General features: G+C 74.6%; 16 protein-coding genes. 6 read left to right on the top strand and 10 right to left on the bottom strand.

Going from position 1 to position 17,713, the window contains the following annotated elements; genetic code table 11:
- The first annotated feature begins 8 nt into the window (after positions 1-8).
- A complete protein-coding gene (locus O2W20_RS01685) occupies positions 9-1,154 on the top strand; it encodes an SPL family radical SAM protein (protein ID WP_269170017.1) in 1,146 nt (381 codons plus the stop codon).
- A 15-nt stretch (positions 1,155-1,169) separates the two neighbouring features.
- Here the strand turns inward: O2W20_RS01685 and O2W20_RS01680 are convergent, their stop codons facing one another.
- The gene (locus O2W20_RS01680; RefSeq protein ID WP_269170016.1) at positions 1,170-2,021 is read right to left on the bottom strand and encodes a PP2C family protein-serine/threonine phosphatase; all 852 of its coding nucleotides are present in this window, start codon (positions 2,019-2,021) and stop codon (positions 1,170-1,172) included.
- Positions 2,022-2,150: 129 nt separating this feature from the next.
- On the opposite strand from O2W20_RS01680, the gene yaaA reads away from it, so the two are divergent.
- Positions 2,151-2,909 carry a peroxide stress protein YaaA gene (yaaA, locus tag O2W20_RS01675; protein ID WP_269170015.1) on the top strand — a complete coding sequence of 253 codons (759 nt, stop codon included), beginning with the start codon at positions 2,151-2,153 and terminating at the stop codon, positions 2,907-2,909.
- A gap of 42 nt (positions 2,910-2,951) precedes the next feature.
- Positions 2,952-4,370, top strand: a complete 1,419-nt coding sequence (locus tag O2W20_RS01670; protein ID WP_269170014.1) for an amidase — start codon at positions 2,952-2,954, stop codon at positions 4,368-4,370.
- A 99-nt stretch (positions 4,371-4,469) separates the two neighbouring features.
- Here the strand turns inward: O2W20_RS01670 and O2W20_RS01665 are convergent, their stop codons facing one another.
- The 3 genes from O2W20_RS01665 to O2W20_RS01655 all read right to left on the bottom strand — a co-directional run bounded on the left by O2W20_RS01665 (position 4,470) and on the right by O2W20_RS01655 (position 10,410).
- Positions 4,470-4,922 carry a PGPGW domain-containing protein gene (locus O2W20_RS01665; protein ID WP_269170013.1) on the bottom strand — a complete coding sequence of 151 codons (453 nt, stop codon included), beginning with the start codon at positions 4,920-4,922 and terminating at the stop codon, positions 4,470-4,472.
- A gap of 68 nt (positions 4,923-4,990) precedes the next feature.
- Positions 4,991-10,009: an NAD-glutamate dehydrogenase gene (locus O2W20_RS01660; protein ID WP_269170012.1), complete on the bottom strand. Its 5,019-nt coding sequence runs from the start codon at positions 10,007-10,009 to the stop codon at positions 4,991-4,993.
- Positions 10,010-10,020: 11 nt separating this feature from the next.
- The gene (locus O2W20_RS01655) at positions 10,021-10,410 is read right to left on the bottom strand and encodes a phage holin family protein (protein WP_269157770.1); all 390 of its coding nucleotides are present in this window, start codon (positions 10,408-10,410) and stop codon (positions 10,021-10,023) included.
- A 298-nt stretch (positions 10,411-10,708) separates the two neighbouring features.
- On the opposite strand from O2W20_RS01655, the gene O2W20_RS01650 reads away from it, so the two are divergent.
- The 3 genes from O2W20_RS01650 (at position 10,709) to O2W20_RS01640 (ending at position 13,822) form a co-directional block, all read left to right on the top strand.
- Positions 10,709-11,440: a TVP38/TMEM64 family protein gene (locus O2W20_RS01650; RefSeq protein WP_269170011.1), complete on the top strand. Its 732-nt coding sequence runs from the start codon at positions 10,709-10,711 to the stop codon at positions 11,438-11,440.
- A 192-nt stretch (positions 11,441-11,632) separates the two neighbouring features.
- Complete coding sequence (locus O2W20_RS01645) at positions 11,633-12,823, top strand: ATP-binding protein (protein ID WP_269170010.1); 1,191 nt, start codon at positions 11,633-11,635, stop codon at positions 12,821-12,823.
- A gap of 63 nt (positions 12,824-12,886) precedes the next feature.
- Positions 12,887-13,822: an alpha/beta fold hydrolase gene (locus O2W20_RS01640; protein ID WP_269170009.1), complete on the top strand. Its 936-nt coding sequence runs from the start codon at positions 12,887-12,889 to the stop codon at positions 13,820-13,822.
- Between the two features lie 94 nt (positions 13,823-13,916).
- On the opposite strand, the gene O2W20_RS01635 is transcribed toward O2W20_RS01640, so the two are convergent.
- The 6 genes from O2W20_RS01635 to O2W20_RS01610 are packed head-to-tail and all read right to left on the bottom strand — an operon-like array spanning position 13,917 to position 17,613.
- Positions 13,917-14,402: a hypothetical protein gene (locus O2W20_RS01635; RefSeq protein ID WP_269170008.1), complete on the bottom strand. Its 486-nt coding sequence runs from the start codon at positions 14,400-14,402 to the stop codon at positions 13,917-13,919.
- Positions 14,399-14,761 carry a response regulator gene (locus O2W20_RS01630; RefSeq protein ID WP_269170007.1) on the bottom strand — a complete coding sequence of 121 codons (363 nt, stop codon included), beginning with the start codon at positions 14,759-14,761 and terminating at the stop codon, positions 14,399-14,401. The genes O2W20_RS01635 and O2W20_RS01630 overlap by 4 nt, the downstream gene beginning before the upstream one ends.
- Complete coding sequence (locus O2W20_RS01625) at positions 14,758-15,258, bottom strand: chemotaxis protein CheX (protein ID WP_269170006.1); 501 nt, start codon at positions 15,256-15,258, stop codon at positions 14,758-14,760. The genes O2W20_RS01630 and O2W20_RS01625 overlap by 4 nt, the downstream gene beginning before the upstream one ends.
- Positions 15,255-15,650 carry a response regulator gene (locus O2W20_RS01620; protein WP_269170005.1) on the bottom strand — a complete coding sequence of 132 codons (396 nt, stop codon included), beginning with the start codon at positions 15,648-15,650 and terminating at the stop codon, positions 15,255-15,257. The genes O2W20_RS01625 and O2W20_RS01620 overlap by 4 nt, the downstream gene beginning before the upstream one ends.
- A gap of 2 nt (positions 15,651-15,652) precedes the next feature.
- Entirely contained in the window at positions 15,653-16,477 is an 825-nt protein-coding gene (locus tag O2W20_RS01615) for a CheR family methyltransferase (RefSeq protein WP_269170004.1), read from the bottom strand.
- Entirely contained in the window at positions 16,474-17,613 is a 1,140-nt protein-coding gene (locus O2W20_RS01610; protein ID WP_269170003.1) for a protein-glutamate methylesterase/protein-glutamine glutaminase, read from the bottom strand. Before O2W20_RS01610 ends, O2W20_RS01615 begins: the two co-directional genes overlap by 4 nt.
- Positions 17,614-17,713 lie beyond the last annotated feature (100 nt).

The following is a 17,713-nucleotide window of genomic DNA, read 5'->3' as shown; positions in this document are numbered from 1 at the left end:
ACCAGGCGATGCCCACCGCGCGCACCGCTCCCGCCAGCTCCCCGCTCGCCGCCGCCCCGTTCGCCGTTCGACCCGTCACGGCTCCCACGCCGACCCGGCTGTGGACGCCGTCCCGGGTCCTCGTCACCCGTTCCGCGGCCGAGCGCCCGTACGGGCAGCGGGTGCTGGCCCAGCTGGAGGCCGCAGGGGTCAGCGACGTCGAACTGCTGCGCGGCGACCGGCTGCCCGCCCTGCGCGGCGACGGCGACCGGGCGGCGTTCATGGCGGCCAAGCAGACGTTGGCACTGGTGGTGCCGCCGCCCTCGCTGCGCCGGCTCCAGCCGATCGCCCCCTCGGCCGACTGGCGGTTCGATCTGGCGCAGGGCTGCCCGGCGCACTGCCAGTACTGCTACCTGGCCGGCTCGCTGTCCGGGCCGCCGATCACCCGGGTGTACGCCGACCTCGACGAGGCCCTGGCGGGCCTGGACGGCTACGTCGGGCACGGCACCGTCACCTCCGGGTCCGCTGCCCGCGCCGGCGAGGGGACGACGTTCGAGGCCTCCTGCTACACCGATCCGCTCGCCCTGGAGCACCTGACCGGCGGGCTGGCCACGGCGATCAGGCACTTCGGCACCCACGACTGGGCCGGGCCGGTGCAGCTGCGGGCGACCACCAAGTTCGACGACGTCGCCGGCCTGCTCGACCTGCCGCACGGCGGCCGGACCCGGCTGCGCTTCTCGCTGAACGCCGCCTCGGTGGCCCGCCGCTTCGAGGGGGCGACCTCGCCCGTCGCCGGCCGCATCGCCGCCCTGGGCGCGGTCGCCGCCGCCGGCTACCCCGTCGGCCTGACCATCGCGCCGATCATGCCCGGCGAGGGTTGGCGGGAGGAGTACGGCCAGCTGTTGCACGACGTCGCCGCGGCGCTCCCCGGCGGTACCGACCTCACCGTCGAGTGCATCACCCACCGGTTCACGCCGGGCAGCAAGGCCACGCTGACCGACTGGTACCCGCGCACGAAGTTGGAGATGGACGAGGCCACGAGGACCACCAAGCGCGGGAAGTTCGGGGCCGTGAAGCACGTCTACCCGCGCGACACGATGGGCGAGCTGCGGAGCTGGTTCGAGGGCGCGATCGCCGACCGGCTGCCCGGCGCCCGGCTGCTCTACTGGACGTGAGGCAGGGCCGAGCGCTCAGCGGGGGCGGTGCTGGACCAGGCCGACCGGCACCGGGCCGGGCCAGACGGCCTCGAGCGCCTCGGCGGTCTCCTCGCGGAGCTCGGTGGCGGCGCCGAACGTGCACACCCGGACCGGGCCGCCGTCGGGCCCGGCCTCCAGGACGTCGGCGACGACGACGGTGATGTTGTCGGTGGGCGGCCCGGCCAGCGCGGCGTCCCGCAGGCGCGCGGCGGCCTCGGCGGGCGTGCCCTCGGCGGCCAGCAGGTCGCACAGCAGCGCCGGCGGGACGACGTCGGACAGCCCGTCGGAGCAGACCATCACCCGGTCACCGGCGCGCGCGTCCAGCCGCAGCACGTCGACCGCGGCGACGTCGTCGTCCGCACCGTGCAGCGCCGCGTAGACCGCCGACCGCTGCGGGTGCACTTTCGCCTCGGCGGGCGTGAGCGAGCCGGCGTCGATCAGCGCCTGCACCAGGGTGTGGTCGGTGCTGACCTGCCGCAGCTCGCCGTCCTGGAGCAGGTAGCCGCGGGAGTCGCCGATGTGCAGCAGGGCCAGCCCCTCGGCATCGACGTGCAGCACGGTCATCGTGGTCGCCATCGTCCGCAGCCGCGGGCGCTCGGTGTAGGCCGCCCGGATCCGCTCGTTCGCACTGGCCACGATCCGCACCGGGTCGTCCGCGCCCTCGCCGGTGCTGCCGTTGGCCAGCGGGGCCAGCCAGTTGACCACCAGCGAGGAGGCGACCGCGCCGCCGACGTTGCCGCCCACCCCGTCGGCGATGGCGATCAGCTGGGGACCGGCGACCGCGGAGTCCTGGTTGTCCGGGCGGGGGCCGCGGGTGGAGACGGCAGCGCTGTCGAGCACGAGCACCTGCCGTCACCTCCTGTCCTCACCGACCGACCGGCCTGCCCTGCGAACGCAGCGGTCGCCGAACGGTAGATCACGCACCCCGGGGCCGCCCACGAACACGGCGGGCGCGGTCACCTACCGTTCGTCCTCGTGCTCGTCCTGCTGCCGCCGTCGGAGACCAAGCACCCCGGCGGGGACGGCGCCCCGCTGGACCTGAGTGCCCTGGGCACCCCGGAGCTGAACCCCCTGCGCGAACAACTGGTGACCACGGTGGTGTCGCTCGCCGGCGACGTCCCGGCCGCCCGGGCGGCGCTCGGCCTCTCCCCCGCCCAGGACGGCGAGATCGCCCGCAACGCCGCGCTGCGCACCAGCCCCACGATGCCGGCGATCGAGCGCTACACCGGCGTGCTCTACGACGCCCTGGACGTGCGGTCCCTCACCCGCGCCCAACGCCGCCGGGCCGCCGGGCGACTGGCGGTCGGGTCGGCGTTGTTCGGGCTGCTGCGCGCCGACGACCCCGTCCCCGCCTACCGGCTCTCCGCGGGCAGCTCGCTGCCCGGGCTGCCGACGCTGCGGTCGCTGTGGAAGCCGGTGCTCACCGACGTGCTGACCGGCGTCGACGACCTGGTGGTCGACCTGCGGTCCGGGGCCTACGCCGAGCTGGCCCCCGTCCCGGGCGCGGTCACCGTGCAGGTGCTCAGCGAGCGCCCCGACGGCACCCGGGCGGTGGTCAGCCACTTCAACAAGGCGCACAAGGGCCGGCTGGCGCGGCTGCTGGCGACCACCACGGCCGAGCCGGACTCCGTCGTCCGGCTGCGCGCCCTGCTGCGCCGGGCGGGGTTGCACGTGGAACACGACGGCCGCACCGAGCTGACCCTCGTCGTCCCCGCAGCCGCAGTGACCCGCTGACCGAGGTTCCTCAGCGCTGAGAGACCCAGTACGGTCGCCGGGGTGAGCGACCTCGATGAGCTGTGCACCCGTCCGGCGACCGAACTGGTCGCGCTGGTCCGCGACCGGGAGATCTCCGCCCGGGAGCTGATGGACGCCCACCTCGACCGGATCGAGCGGCTGAACCCGGAGCTCAACGCGATCATCACGCTGGACGCCGAGGGCGCCCGGGCCGCGGCCGACGCCGCCGACGCCCGGCTCGCCGCCGGTGAGCCGGTCGGTCCGCTGCACGGCCTGCCGGTCGCGCACAAGGACACCCACGCCACCGGGGGCATGCGCACCACCTGGGGCTCACCACTGCACGCCGAGACGGTGCCGGCCCGCGACGAGCTGGTCGTCGCCCGGCTGAAGGCGGCCGGGGCGATCCGGGTCGGCAAGACGAACGTGCCCGAGTTCGCGGCCGGCTCGCACACCTTCAACACCCTGTTCGGCGCCACCCACAACCCCTACCGGCACGGGCTGTCCGCCGGCGGTTCCTCCGGTGGCGCGGCCGCGGCGCTGGCCGCGGGGCTGGTGCCGATCGCCGAGGGCAGCGACATGGGCGGCTCGCTGCGCAACCCGGCGGCGTTCTGCAACGTCGTCGGCCTGCGGCCCACGCCCGGCCGGGTGCCGAGCCACCCGACGGCGATCGGCTGGTCACAGCTGTCGGTGCAGGGGCCGATGGGCCGCACCGTCGGCGACGTGGCGCTCGGGCTGTCCGCGCTGGCCGGCCCGGACCCGCGGGTGCCGATCTCGCTGACCGACCCCGGCCCCCCGTTCGCCGCACCGCTGCCGACCGAGCTGACCGGCCTGCGCGTCGCCTGGGCCCCCGACCTGGGCGGCCAGGTGCCGGTCGACCCGGCGATCACCGCAGTGCTCACGGAGCAGCTCGGGGTGTTCCGCGACCTCGGCGCCACCGTCGAGGAGGACTGCCCGGACCTGGCCGGCGCCGACGAGGCGTTCGGCGTGCTGCGGGCCTGGCTGTTCGAGGCGAGCTTCGGCGCCCTGGTGCGGGAGCACCCGGACCAGGTGAAGGAGACGATCCGCTGGAACGCCGCCCGGGGTGCAGCGCTGACCGGCGCCGACGTCGGCCGCGCGGAGGTCGCGCACACGGCCCTCTTCGAGCGGGTCGTCGCGTTCTTCGAGCGCTTCGACGTGCTGCTCGCCCCGACCACCCAGGTGCTGCCGTTCCCGGTCGAGCAGGAGTACCCGACCGAGGTCGCCGGCGTCCCGCAGGAGGACTACCTGGGCTGGATGCGCTCCTGCACGCTGATCTCGGCGACCGGGTGCCCCGCCCTGTCGGTGCCCGGTGGCTTCACCCCGGACGGGTTGCCGGTGGGTCTCCAGGTCATCGCCGCACCGCGGGCCGACCGGCGGGTGCTGGAGGTCGGGCACGCGTTCGAGCAGGCCACCGGCTTCGGCCAGCGCCGTCCGGAGCTCTGACCCGCCGGGTCGAGCCGGGCGGCCTGACGTTGAGCCGTGCCCCGGCGCGGCTCAACGTCCGCTGGCGCGGCTCACCCCCGGGCGAGGCCGCCGCCGGCGTCAGTCCTGGCTCGACGGGGCCACGCGGTAGGCACCGTCGGTGCCGGCGACCCCGGCCGGGCGGTGCGCCCGGGCGACCATGACCTTCTCGTGCCGGCGGGCGAAGACCACCGTGCCGACGAGGAAGAGCCCGGAGACCACCAGGACGAGGGCGGTGAAGGCGTTGGTGAACGGCAGCTCCACCCCGGCGAGCACCAGCGCCCCGACGGCGACCAGGGCGAGGGCGGCGAGGACGGCGCCGACGGCCCGCCACGGGCTGCGGCCGACCTCCTCGACGCCCGCCACGGCCTTGTCCTGGGCGTAGTCCAGCGGCTTCTTCGCCCAGGCGAACCGGGTGGCCAGCACCGCCAGCCCGGCGGCGACGAGCACGAACCCCGGGCCGGGCAGCACCAGCAGCGCGATGCCGGCGAGGGTCAGCAGTCCGCCCAGGGCGGCGATCACAACGGTCTTCACGGGCCGGTTGTGCCCCACCGACCGGTGCTCCACTCATTTTCCTTGGCGTGTCGCGAGCAGGCGGGGCCTCAGCGGCGGCTGCGCAGCCCCCGCAGCGTGCGGACGGCGACCAGCAGCTCGGCCAGCTCGTGCCGGTCACCGCTGGCCAGGTCGGTGAGCTGGGCCGCCGCCCGCTGCTGGGCGACGTCCCAGGCGTCGACCCACCGCTCGACCAGCTCGGGCGCGGCCTCGCCGTCGGAACGCCGCAGGCCCAGCACGTCGCCGGTGAGCGTCGCCTGCTCGGTGGCCAGGTCGTCGCGCAGGCTCGCCCGCGCCATCGACGGCCAGCGCCGGTCCCGGGGGAGCCCGATCACCAGCTCGCGCAGCGGCACCAGGCCCAGCCGCTCGGCCAGGCACTGGGACACCTGCGCCGCCAGCGCGATGGGGGCGCCGGTGTCCTCGGCCACCACCGCCAGGTCCAGCGCGGTCGGCAGCAGCGGCGCCGCAGCGACCTCGGCGGCCAGTTCCGGCGCGACGCCGGCGGCGCGGAGCTCCGCGGCGCGCTCCGCGTAGGCCTCGGCGTCGGCCCCCAGCAGCCAGCCGGGCAGGCCGCCGCACACCTCGGCGACCGGCCCGGCGAACCGCTCGATCACCGGGGTCAGCGTGGCCGCCGGCTCCGCGGTGAGCTCGGGGATCCGGAGCAGCCAACGGGTGGTCCGCTCGGCCAGCCGGGTCGCCTCGGTGCGCAGCCGCACCTGGGTGGCGGCCGGCACCCGGTTGTCCAGGTCGCGCGGGGCGTCCCACAGCCGGTCGACGTCGAACACCGCCCGGGCGACGGTGTGCGCCCGCACCACGGCCGCGACCGGGGCGCCGGTCTCCTCGCCGAGCCGGAACAGCCCGGTGACCCCGGCGGTGTTGACCGCCCGGTTGCTCAGCACCGTGGCGACGATCTCCCGGCGCAGCGGGTGGCTGTCCAGCGCGGCGGGGAAGCGGGCGCGCAGCTCGGTGGGGAAGTAGTCCTGGAGCAGGTCGGCCAGCGCCGGGTCGTCGGGCAGACCCGAGTCCAGCACCGCGTCGCCCGCCTCGATCTTGGCGTAGGCCAGCAGCACGGAGAGCTCGGAACCGGTCAGGGCGTGGCCGTCGCGACGCCGCTCGGCGATCGCCCGGTCGTCGGGGAGGGCCTCCACCGCGCGGTCCAGCCGGCCGGTGCGCTCCAGCGCGCGCAGGTACCGCTGGTGGGCATCGAGCAGGCCGCGGCTCGCGGCGCTCTCGGAGGCCAGCGCGGCGTTCTGCGCGTAGTTGTCCCCGATGACCGCTGCGGCGACCTCGTCGGTCATCGCCTCCAGCAGCCGGGCCCGGCCGTCCGGGTCCAGCCGTCCGTCGTCCACCACCCGGTTCAGCGCGATCTTGATGTTGACCTCGTGGTCGGAGGTGTCGACACCGGCGGAGTTGTCGATCGCATCGGTGTTCACCCGCCCACCGGCCAGCGCGTACTCGATCCGTCCCCGCTGAGTCAGGCCCAGGTTGCCGCCCTCGCCGACCACCCGGACCCGCAACTGGCCGCCGTCGACCCGCACCGCGTCGTTGGCCTTGTCGCCCACGTCCAGCGCGCTCTCCCCGGCGGCCTTCACGTACGTGCCGATCCCGCCGTTGAACAGCAGGTCGACCGGGGCCAGCAGGACCGCGCGCACCAGTTCGGGCGGGCTCAGCGCGTCCACGTCGTCGGCCAGCCCCAGCGCCGTGCGCATCGGCGCGGACACCGGCACCGACTTCGCCGTCCGGGGCCACACGCCCCCGCCGGGGCTGATCAGCGAGCGGTCGTAGTCGGCCCAGGAGGAGCGCGGCAGCTCGAACAGCCGCCGGCGCTCGGCGAAGGACACGGCGGCGTCCGGGGTCGGGTCGACGAAGACGTGCCGGTGGTCGAAGGCGGCCACCAGCTGGAGCTGCTCGGACAGCAGCATGCCGTTGCCGAAGACGTCACCGGACATGTCGCCGATCCCGACGACGGTGACCTCCTGGTTCTGCACGTCGACGCCGAGCTCGCGGAAGTGCCGGGTGACCGACTCCCACGCGCCGCGGGCGGTGATGCCCATCGCCTTGTGGTCGTAGCCGACCGAGCCGCCGGAGGCGAACGCGTCGCCCAGCCAGAAGCCGCGCTCGATCGCCACCGAGTTGGCCAGGTCGGAGAACGTGGCCGTCCCCTTGTCCGCGGCGACCACCAGGTAGGTGTCGTCACCGTCGTGCCGGACGACCCGCTCCGGGGGGACGACCGCGCCGTCCTCGAGGTTGTCGGTGAGGGCAAGCAGCGCGCCGATGAACTGGGTGTAGCGGGCCTTGCCCTCGGCGAGGACCTCGTCGCGGGGGGCGCCCTCACCGGGGCCGCGCAGCACCACGAAACCGCCCTTGGCCCCGGTCGGCACGATCACGGTGTTCTTCACCGTCTGCGCCTTGACCAGGCCCAGCACCTCGGTGCGCAGGTCCTCGCGCCGGTCGCTCCAGCGCAGCCCGCCGCGGGCGACCGCACCGAACCGCAGGTGCACGCCGAGCACCTGCGGCGAGCTGACCCACACCTCCCGCGCCGGGCGGGGCTCAGGCAGGTCTGGGACGGCGGAGGGGTCGAGCTTGAGCGCCAGCGGGGCACCGTCGGTGAAGACGCCGGCCGTGTACGCCGTCGTCCGCAGGGTCGCCCGGACGGCGGCCAGCAGCGAGGACAGCACCCGGTCGGCGTCCAGGGAGGCCACCTCGCCGATCGCCGCGGTCAGCGACTCGACCAGGGCAGTGGTGCGCGCCTCGCGGCCGGCCGAGCGGTCGGGGTGGAACCGGGTCTCGAACAGCGCGATGAGCCGGGCCACGATCCCCGGGTGCGCGGCCAGGGTCTCCTGCACGTAGGACTGGCCGAAGGGCAGCCCACCCTGGCGCAGCCACTGCACGTAGGCGCGCAGCACGGCCACCTGCCGCCAGGTCAGCCCGGCCAGCAGGACGAGGGAGTTCAGCGCGTCGTCCTCCGCCCGGCCGGCCCAGACGGCGGTGATCGCGTCGGTGAACCGCTCGGGCAGCGTGCCGGCGAAGGGCACGTCGGTGGTCGGCGAGGCCAGGCCGAAGTCGTACACCCAGGCCATCGGGGCGCCGATCCGGTCCACCTCGTACGGCCGCTCGTCGAGCACGTCGACGCCCATGTGCTGCAGCACCGGCAGCACGTCGGACAGCAGCAGCCGCTCCCCCACCCGGTACACGGTCAGCCGGCGCTCCCCCTCCGGCCCGGACGGTGCGCGCAGCCGCAGGTCCAGCCCGCCGGGGGCCAGCCGGTCCAGCCGGGCCAGGTCCTCCACGGCCACCTGGGCCGGGAACTCCTCCTGGTAGGCCGCCGGGAAGGCGTCGGCGACCCGGGCCAGCAGCCGGGGGGCGTCGTCGCCGTGCCGGGCGACGAGGGCGGCGGTCAGGTCGTCGGTCCAGCTGCGGGCGGCCGCCGCCAGGGCCTGCTCCAGCGCCGGGACGTCGACGTCGGGCAGCGACGGGCCGCCCCGCCGGCTCACCGGCACCCGGACGATGAAGTGCAGGCGGGTGAGCACCGACTCGCTGGACCGGACGGTGAACTCCACGTGGGTGCCGCCCAGGTGCTCCAGCAGCAGCCGCTGCATGGTCAGCCGGACCTGCGTGGTGTACCGGTCGCGGGGCAGGTAGACGAGGGCGGAGAAGAACCGGCCGAACGGGTCGCGGCGCAGGAACAACCGGGTCTGCCGGCGTTCGCGCAGGTGCAGCACGGCCAGCGCCACCGGGAGCAGCTCGTCGACGTCGACCTGCAGCAGCTCGTCCCGCGGGTAGGTCTCCAGGACGTCGAGCAACTGCTTGCCCGAGTGGCTGTCGGCGGGCACCCCGGAGCGTGCCAGGACGGCGTCGGCGGTCCGCCGGACCAGCGGCACCTCCCGGACGCTGCTGGTGTAGGCCTCGTTCGGGAACAGGCCCACGAGCAGGTGCTGGCGGCCACGGCTGCCCGGTGAGTCGCTGGGCAGGTCGACGACCACCAGGTCCAGCCAGGCCGGGCGCTGGACGGTGGAGCGGGCGTCGCCCTTGGTGATCCGGACCCGGCGAGCAGCGCCCGCACCCGGCGCGGCCAGCCCGGCCGGCGCCACCGAGGTGGCGCGCGCCGGGGAGCTGCGCAGCACGCCGAGCTCGGAGCCGGCGACCACGTCGACCGCCGGCTCCGCGGCGTCGCCGACCAGCTCGACGGTGCGGGCGCCGAGGAAGAGGAAGTTGCCGCCGGCCAGCCAGCGGAGCAGCGCCGCGGCCTCGGCCGGGTCGTCGGCGGGGTGGCCGGCGTCCGCGGGGGACGGCAACCGGTCCAGCGCGTCGGCGATCTCCCCGGCCCGCCCGGCCAGGGCCGCGGCGTCGGTGTGTGCCCGGCGGACGTCGTCCAGCACGGCACCGATCCCGGCCAGCAGGTCGGCGGCGGCCTCCTCGTCGACCTGCCCGGACAGCACGACGGACATCCAGGACTCGGCGATGGCGTCGGCCCCGCAGGTGACGGCGTCGGCGCTGTCGCAGAAGGCGACCAGCTCCCCGTCGGCGTCCCGGCGGACGACCACGACCGGGTGCACGACGTGGTCGGGAGCGATGCCCTGCCGGGTCACCTCGGCGCTGACGGAGTCGACGAGGAACGGCATGTCGTCGACGACCACCCGGAGCACGGCCCGCCCGCCTTCGGTGCGGTGGACGTCGACGACCGGGGTGCCGGGCCGGCGGGAGGCCGCCAGCCGGAGGTGCCCGAGCGCGAGGGCGGCCAGCTCGGCGGGGTCGTGGCCGACCACCTCGGCGGCCGGCTCTCCGGCGTAGAAACGGTGCAGCAGCACCGGGGCGTCGGCCGGCTCGACGCCGGCCGGGAGGGCGCCCTGGGCGGTCAGCAGCTCGCCGGCGGCGGTGGCTGCCTGGTCCAGCAGCCGGCGCTTCTCCTCCTGCGCCGCCTCGAACGAGGCCATGTCGACCCGGGTGTCGACCAGGCCGTCGACGGTCCCGTCGCCGCTCTCGCCACCCGGGGCGGCCGGGAGGCGGTCACCCCCCGGACCGGCCGGGGTGCGTGCGGACCGATCGGACTCCGAACCGAGACGAGCCATGCTCACCGACGCTAGTGGCCGCGCACCTTCAAGGGCAGCACCAGCTCGGCGATCCAGCTGAAGAGGGCGATGAGGAACCCGCCGAACAGGGCGGCGAGGAAGCCGTCCACGGTGAACCGGTCGGACAGCACCGCGGTGAGGCCGAGCATCGCCGCGTTGATGACCAGCAGGAACAGGCCGAGGGTGAGGATCACGAACGGCAGCGCCAGCAACCGCACGATCGGCCCGATGATGGAGTTGACCAGCGCGAACAGCAGCGCGACCCAGAGGTAGGTGCCGGTCTCGCCGAAGAAGCCGGTGGGGTTGCCGATCACCTCGATCCCGTCGACGAGCCGGGTCACGGCGTAGATGATCGCCGCCAGCACGACGACGCGGACGGCGAACTTCCCGATCGTGGCCACGGCGGCACGGTAGCGCCCAGCGATCACGTTCCGTGGGACTCGCGCCGTATGACCGACTCTCGTGCCGCGGCTAGACATCCGTAGACGATCCTGACAGCGGTACATGCCACGCTATCCGGTGGGGAACAATCGAGCGCCCCGGGCGTTGTGGTGGATGCCGGTCCGGTCGGACCCCCGGGCTCCACCCCCCTCGTCGCCTCGTGCGACCACTCGCCGAGAGGCGCCCGCCCGGATCGGTCATCGCGCGCCCCGTCGGGAGTCGGCTCCCGGCGGGGCGCTGCGCTGGGAGACTGCGGCGGTGACCAGTGCGCCGACGCAGGACCCAGCCCCGGCGCCCCGCCGACCGGGCCCTGGGCCGCGCCGCCTGCCCGCCCGGACCGCGCGCCGCGCCCTGCTCCTGGTCGCCCTGATCGCCGCCGGCTGCACCGTCGCCCTCACGGCCGACCTCCCCGAGGTCGCCACGCTCCGCGACTGGCTCCGCGACGTCGGCCCCCTCGGCTGGGCCGCCCTCGCGGTCGGCCTGGCGCTGGCCACGCTCGCGCCGGTGCCCCGCACGGCGCTCTCCCTGCTGGCCGGCGTCCTCGCCGGGTTCTGGGGCGGGCTCGCGCTGGCGCTGACCAGCGGCGTCCTCGGCGCCGCCGCCGGGTTCATGGTCGCCCGCCGGCTCGGCCGGGAGGCGGTCACCCGGTTGGCCGGGCCGCGGCTGGCCCGGGTCGACGCCCGGCTGTCCGAGCGCGGGTTCCTCGCGGTGCTGGTCGGCCGGCTGACGCCGATCGCGCCGTTCACCGTCGTCAGCTACGCCGCCGGGCTGTCCGGCATGCGGTGGCGGGACCACCTGGCCGGCAGTGCACTGGGGCTGGTGCCGGGCACCGTGCTGCACGTGACCATCGGGGCGACCGTCGGCTCGACCGACCGGGACGGCGGGGTCCCGCTGCTGGCGAGCCTGGTGCCGCTCACCCTGGCCCTGGTGGCGATCGGCGTGGTCCGCGGTCGCCGACGGGCGGCAGGCGCCCGACAGCCCGAGGCCTGACGCCGACCCTCTGATTCGAACGCACGTTCGAACGACGTGGTAGCGTGACGTCCGTCGGGGAGCCCTCTGCCGCTGTATCTGTTCGTCTACCGCTGGCACTAGACAGCAGCAGACGCGGGTCGAGACGGCGGTCGATGCCGTCGTCTAACGGTTTCTACCGCTGCGGCAAGACAACCGCATAGGGTGCTCGACATGGATCCCGTGCGGAACCCCTACGCCCCCGGCGCCGGGCAGCGCCCGCCCGAGCTGGCCGGCCGGGACACCGAGCTCTCCGCTTTCGACGTCGTCCTGGAGCGGATCGCCCGCGGCCGGCCGGAGCGCTCGCTGGTGCTCACCGGGTTGCGCGGCGTCGGCAAGACCGTGCTGCTGAACCAGCTGCGCTCCGCGGCGATCACCCGCGGCTGGGGCACCGGGAAGATCGAGGCCCGTCCGGACCAGTCGCTGCGCCGGCCGCTGTCGGCCGCGCTGCACATGGCCCTGCGCGAGCTGCGGCACCCCGACCAGGAGTCCACCGACGCCGTCCTGGGCACCCTCAAGGCCTTCGCCCAGCGCCAGGCACCCGCCGACGCGAAGGTCCGTGACCGCTGGCAGCCGGGCATCGACGTACCGGCCAGCACCGGGCGCGCCGACTCCGGGGACATGGAGATCGACCTGGTCGAGCTGCTCAGCGACGTGGCCGGCCTCGCCGCCGACGTCGGCAAGGGCGTGGCGTTGTTCATCGACGAGATGCAGGACGTGCAGACCGACGACGTCTCGGCGATCTGCGCCGCGTGCCACGAGCTCTCCCAGCAGGGCTCGCCGCTGATCGTCGTCGGCGCCGGCCTCCCCCACCTGCCCGCGGTGCTGAGCGCCTCCAAGAGCTACTCGGAGCGGCTCTTCCGCTACCTGCGGATCGACCGGCTGGACCGGGACGCCGCCGACCGGGCACTGCTGGCCCCCGCCGAGCGGGAGGACGTCGAGTTCGACACCGAGGCGCTGGACGCCCTCTACGCCGCCGCCGACGGCTACCCCTACTTCGTGCAGGCCTACGGCAAGGTCACCTGGGACGTCGCCGCGGCCTCCCCCATCACCGCCGACGACGTCGCGATGGCCGCACCGGCCGCCGAGGCCGAGCTCGCGGTGGGCTTCTTCGGGTCCCGCTACGACCGGGCCACCCCGGCCGAGCGCGAGTACATGCACGCCATGGCCGAGCTCGGCGGGCCGAGCGGTGCCGCGGTGGGCACCTCCGACGTCGCGGTGTCGCTGGGCCGCAAGCCGGCCTCCCTCTCCCCCGCCCGGGACTCGCTGATCAAGAAGGGCCTGGTCTACTCCGCCGAGCGCGGCCAGATCGCCTTCACCGTCCCGCACTTCGGCCGCTACCTGCTCCGCCACGCCCCGGAGTAGTCCGGCACCCGATCGGGTCGTGTTCCACGTGCAACCTCACCGCCGGGACGGCAGGGTGGCCGGGTGAGCACTCCTGCCGACGCCCGCTCCCCCGAGGAGATCACCGTCCCCGTCGAGGGCGGCGAGCTCGCCGCCCTGTACTGGGCCGCCGACGCCCCCGGAGCACCGCTGGTCGTGCTGGTGCACGGGATCACCGGGAACGCCGCGGTCTGGGGCCCGGTCGCGGCCGCCCTGGCCGGCGAGTGCGAGGTGGTCGCGCCCGACCTGCGGGGCCGCGCCGGCAGCGCCGGGCTCCCCGGCCCCTACGGCCTGTCGGTCCACGCCGCGGACGTCGCCGCGCTGCTCGACCGGTTCGGCGCCGACTCCCAGGCCGGTGCCGACGCCGCCGTGCTCGTCGGCCACTCGATGGGCGGCTTCGTGGCCGCACTGGCCACCACCGGGGTGGCCCGGGACATGGTGCACGGGCTGGTGCTGGTCGACGGGGGCCTGCCCTTCGCCGTCCCACCGGCCGCGGACACCGACTCGATGCTCGGCGCGTTCCTGGGGGCGAGCCTGGACCGGCTGGACCGCACCTTCCCCGACCTGCCGGCGGTCCGGGACTTCTGGTCCGGACACCCGACGATCGGCCGGTGGGTCGACCACCCGCCGGCATCGGCGTTCTTCGTCCGCGACCTCACCGGCACCCCGCCGGAACTGCGCAGCGCGGTGGCGCACGAGGCGGTCCGGGTCGACGGCGCGGACATGCTCCGCAACCAGGTGGTGCTCGAGGCCACCACCGACCTCCCCGTGCCGGCGACCCTGCTCTGGGCGACCCGGGGCATGCAGGGCGAGGTGCCCGGCCTCTACGACGAGGTGCGGCTGGAGCCGATGCAGCTCGGCGAGGCTCATGTCACCGCCCGCGAGGTCCCCGACACCGACCACGACTCGGTGCTGTGGGCCGAGGAGGGCGTCCGGGCGATCACCGACGCGGTCCGCGAGGCGGCCGCGCGCGGCCGCTGACCGGCGCCCCGAACGCGACCAGGGGAGCGGGTCCGGCGCTCTCGCACCGGTCCCGCTCCCCTGGTCGCTGGGTCCTGCTGGTTCGTCGTGGCGGTCAGTGCGCCATCACGATGGACATGTTGCCCGAGCCGTAGCCGGCCACGTCGACCTTGAGGTCGATCCGGTTGAACGCCGCGGCCAGGCCGGCGATGTCCCCCGGGATCGGCTCCCCCGGCGCGTGCACCTTGTGCAGCTTCGAGTGGTTGACGCCCCCACCGTTGAACAGCGCGGCGGCGACGTTCACCACCTCGTAGACGACCTCCAGGTGCATCTCGGAGAGCTCGCCCTCGTCGATGGCGTCCTCGAGCCCGCCCTTGGGGAGCAGGGCCAGCGCCCCGGCGAGCCAGGCGGCGAGCCGGATGTCGACCAGGCAGAGGGCGGTGGTCGCCATCGTCGGGTCCACGTAGACGGCCACGGCCGGCTTGTCGTTGAGCGACACGGGATCGCCCGGGGCGACGGTGACGTCCTTGCCGAACAGCCCCTCCAGCAGGTCGCGGACGGCCTTGGGGTTGGGCAGCAGCGCCGGTGCGGGGGCGGTCATGCGATCACCCCGTCCAGGGCGTCCTTGAACGTGTCCTCGTTGAACGGCTTGGCGATGAGGAAGAGGGCGCCGGCGTTGGCCGCCTTCTCCCGCATCTCCGGGGAGCCCTCCGAGGTCACGAAGCCGAAGGCGACCTGCGAACCGGAGGCGCGCAGCGCCTCCAGGCACTCGATGCCGGTCATCTCGGGCATGTTCCAGTCCGAGAGGACCAGGTCGGGCTTCTCCGACCCGACCTTCTCGAACGCGTCGCGTCCGTCGACGGCCTCGACGATGTCGTGGTCGTCGTAGCCCGCCTGACGGAGGGTGCGGATCACGATCTGCCGCATGACACGGCTGTCGTCGGTCACCAGGATCTTCACTGCGGCACCTCAGTTCCGCTCGGGTGCAGCGCCTCGGTGGCGCCCTGCACGGTGATGGTCAGGCTCTGTCCGCGCCACTGACCGTTGACGCGGCAGACGTCGTCCAGCCGCCCGGTGGTGGGCGCGGAACCGATCTGGGGGAGGCCGAGGCTGGAGGGCCCCGGCAGGACGGACTTGATGTTGCCGCCCAGCACGTTGGCGAGTTCGCCGAGCGCGTCGGCGACGTCCTCGTCGTCCACGACCGTGGGCGGCCGGGTCATCAGGACGCTCTCGGCGAGCGCCTCGGCGGTGGCCGGCGCACAGGTGAGGACGACGGCGCCGTTCCACGGGCCGCTGATCGTCACCCACGCGCTGACCACCTCGGCCGGCGGTGCGACCGGGACGGGGACGAACGCCTCACCGTCACCGACCAGGGTCGGCCAGATCTCGTCGGCGATGCTCTGCACCGTCGCCGGGTCCAGCAGCGCGGTGATCGGCGGGGCTTCCTGCAGGGTCACGCGGACACCTCCTCGGGGAGCAGGCCGAGCAGCGCGAGCTTGTCCCGCATCGCGTCGGCGGTGAAGGGCTTGATCAGGTACTCGTGTGCCCCGGCGGCCAGCGCCTTGACGATCTGGCCGGTCTCGCTCTCCGTGGTGACCATCATCAGCGTCACCTGGCGGAAGTCGGGGTTGGCCCGGGTGGCCATGACGAACTGCAGTCCGTCCATCACCGGCATGTTCCAGTCGATACAGCACAGGTCCGGGACCCAGCCCTCGGCCTTCCCCGCGTGCAGCGCATCGAGGGCCTGCTGGCCGTCGCCGGCCTCACGCACCTCGTATCCGAAACTCTTGAGGATGCTGCCGACGATGCGCCGCATGGCGCGGGAATCGTCGATCACCAGAGCTCGCACGGTCAGACTCCCTTTCGCGGGCGGTAGGCGGAGCCGCGGCCGAGGACGACGCGCTCCCAGTTCTCGTCGACCCCGAGGGTGGTCTCCGCCGCACCGAGGAACAGCCACCCGTCGGGGCGCATGAGCTGGCGGACTCGGGTCAGGATCGCCTGCTTGGTGGCCAGGTCGAAGTAGATGAGGACGTTGCGCAGGTAGACCACGTCGAACGGGCCCATCCGGGGCAGCGGGGCGGCGAGGTTGCACTCGCTCGCGGTGATCATCCGGCGCAGCGCGGGGGCGATCTCCCACTCGTTGCCGCTGCGGGTGAAGTGCCGCACCAGCATCGTGGCCGGCAGGCCCCGGTTGACCTCCAGCTGGCTGAACCGGCCGGCGCGGGTGCGCTCCACCATCTGCCGGGACAGGTCGGTCGCGGTGATCGACACCCGCGTGGCGGCGTTGGGCAGCGCGTCGGCCAGCAGCATGGCCAGCGTGTAGGCCTCCTGCCCGCTGGAGCAGGCCGCCGACCAGATCTGCAGCCGCTCGTCGGGACGGCGGGCGGCCAGCAGCTGCGGCAGCACCGTGCTGGTGAAGGAGGTGAACGGGTCGCCGTCCCGGAACCAGGACGTCTCGTTCGTGGTCAGGGCCTCCACGATCCGCCGGGTGACCGCCGGGTCGGGGGTCTTGCGGACCGACTCGACCAGCTCGCTCACGCCGGAGAGGCCGCGCTGCTGGGCCATCGGCAGCAGCCGGGCCTCGACCAGGTACTCTTTGCCGGGCTGCAGGACGATCGCGCTCTCGCGGTGCACCAGCTGGCGCACCCAGTCGAAGCTCGTGGCGGTGAGGGTCATCGTCGGCCTCCCATCGGGGCAGCGGCCCGGGCAGCGGCGAAGCTGGCGGCCGGACGTGGGGTCGGGAGGAGCCGGACGATCGCCTCGGCGACCCGGCCCAGTGGCAGCACCTCGTCGGCGAAGCCGGCCTGGGCGACCGCACCGGGCATGCCCCAGACCACCGAGGTGGCCTGGTCCTGGGCGACGACCGTGCCGCCGGCGTCCCGGATCTGGCCGGCGCCGATGCGCCCGTCCGAGCCCATGCCGGTGAGCACGACGCCGAGCACGGCGCCGCCGTAGGCGGCCACGGCCGAACGGAAGAGGACGTCGACGGCCGGCCGGCAGAAGTTCTCCGGTGGCGCCTGGTTCAGCGCCGTCCGCTTGTTGGCCCCACTGGTGCCCACGGTCAGGTGGAAGTCACCGGGGGCGATGTGCACGGTGCCGGGCAGGAGCGGGCTGCCGTCGGTGGCCTCGACCACCGTGAGCGGGCAGAGCCGGTCCAGCCGCTGGGCGAACTGGCGGGTGAAGACGGGGGGCATGTGCTGCACCAGCAGCACCGGCACCGGGAGGGACGCGGGCAGCAGCGGCAGCACCTTGGTCAGCGCCTCGGGGCCCCCGGTGGAGGAACCGATCACGAGCACGGCCGGCTCCTTGGGGGCGCTGGTGCGCGCCACCGGCGGGCGGACGGCGACCGGCGCGGCGAGCGGGGCGGCCGCGGGGCCGCTGGTCTGCGGCCGGCCGGTCAGGGCCTTGATCTTGGGGATGAGCTGCTGACGCACGCTCTCCATCGACTGGGCGACGCTGCCGACGTTGGCCGGCTTGGTCACGTACTCGTTGGCACCGGCGGACAGCGCGTCCAGGGTCGCGGAGGCACCGCGCTCGGTCAGCGTGCTGAACATGATGATCGGGACCCGGCTGTACGTCTGACCGCCGGCCCGGCTGCGGATGGCGCGCACCGCCTCGATGCCGTTCATCTCCGGCATCTCGATGTCCATCGTGACCAGGTCGGGCTTGAGCTGCTCGAGCTTGGCCACGGCCAGCCGGCCGTTCGGCGCCGTGCCGACGACGGTGATCATCGGGTCCTCGGACAGCACGTCCGTCACGATCTTGCGGACGACGACGGAGTCGTCGACGACCATCACCCTGATCTGTTCCACGCGTTCCCCCGCAGCCGATGTGCCGGCCGGTGGGCCGCTCCAGACCTGTATCGGCATCCCGTGCCGGGCCTTGAGCGGATTCGGACGTGTCCTGCAGATC

It is taken from the genome of Modestobacter sp. VKM Ac-2982, assembly GCF_026967935.1.
GTDB lineage: Bacteria > Actinomycetota > Actinomycetes > Mycobacteriales > Geodermatophilaceae > Modestobacter.
Note: the sequence above shows the minus strand (reverse complement) of the source record. Positions and strands in the feature narration are given on the sequence as shown.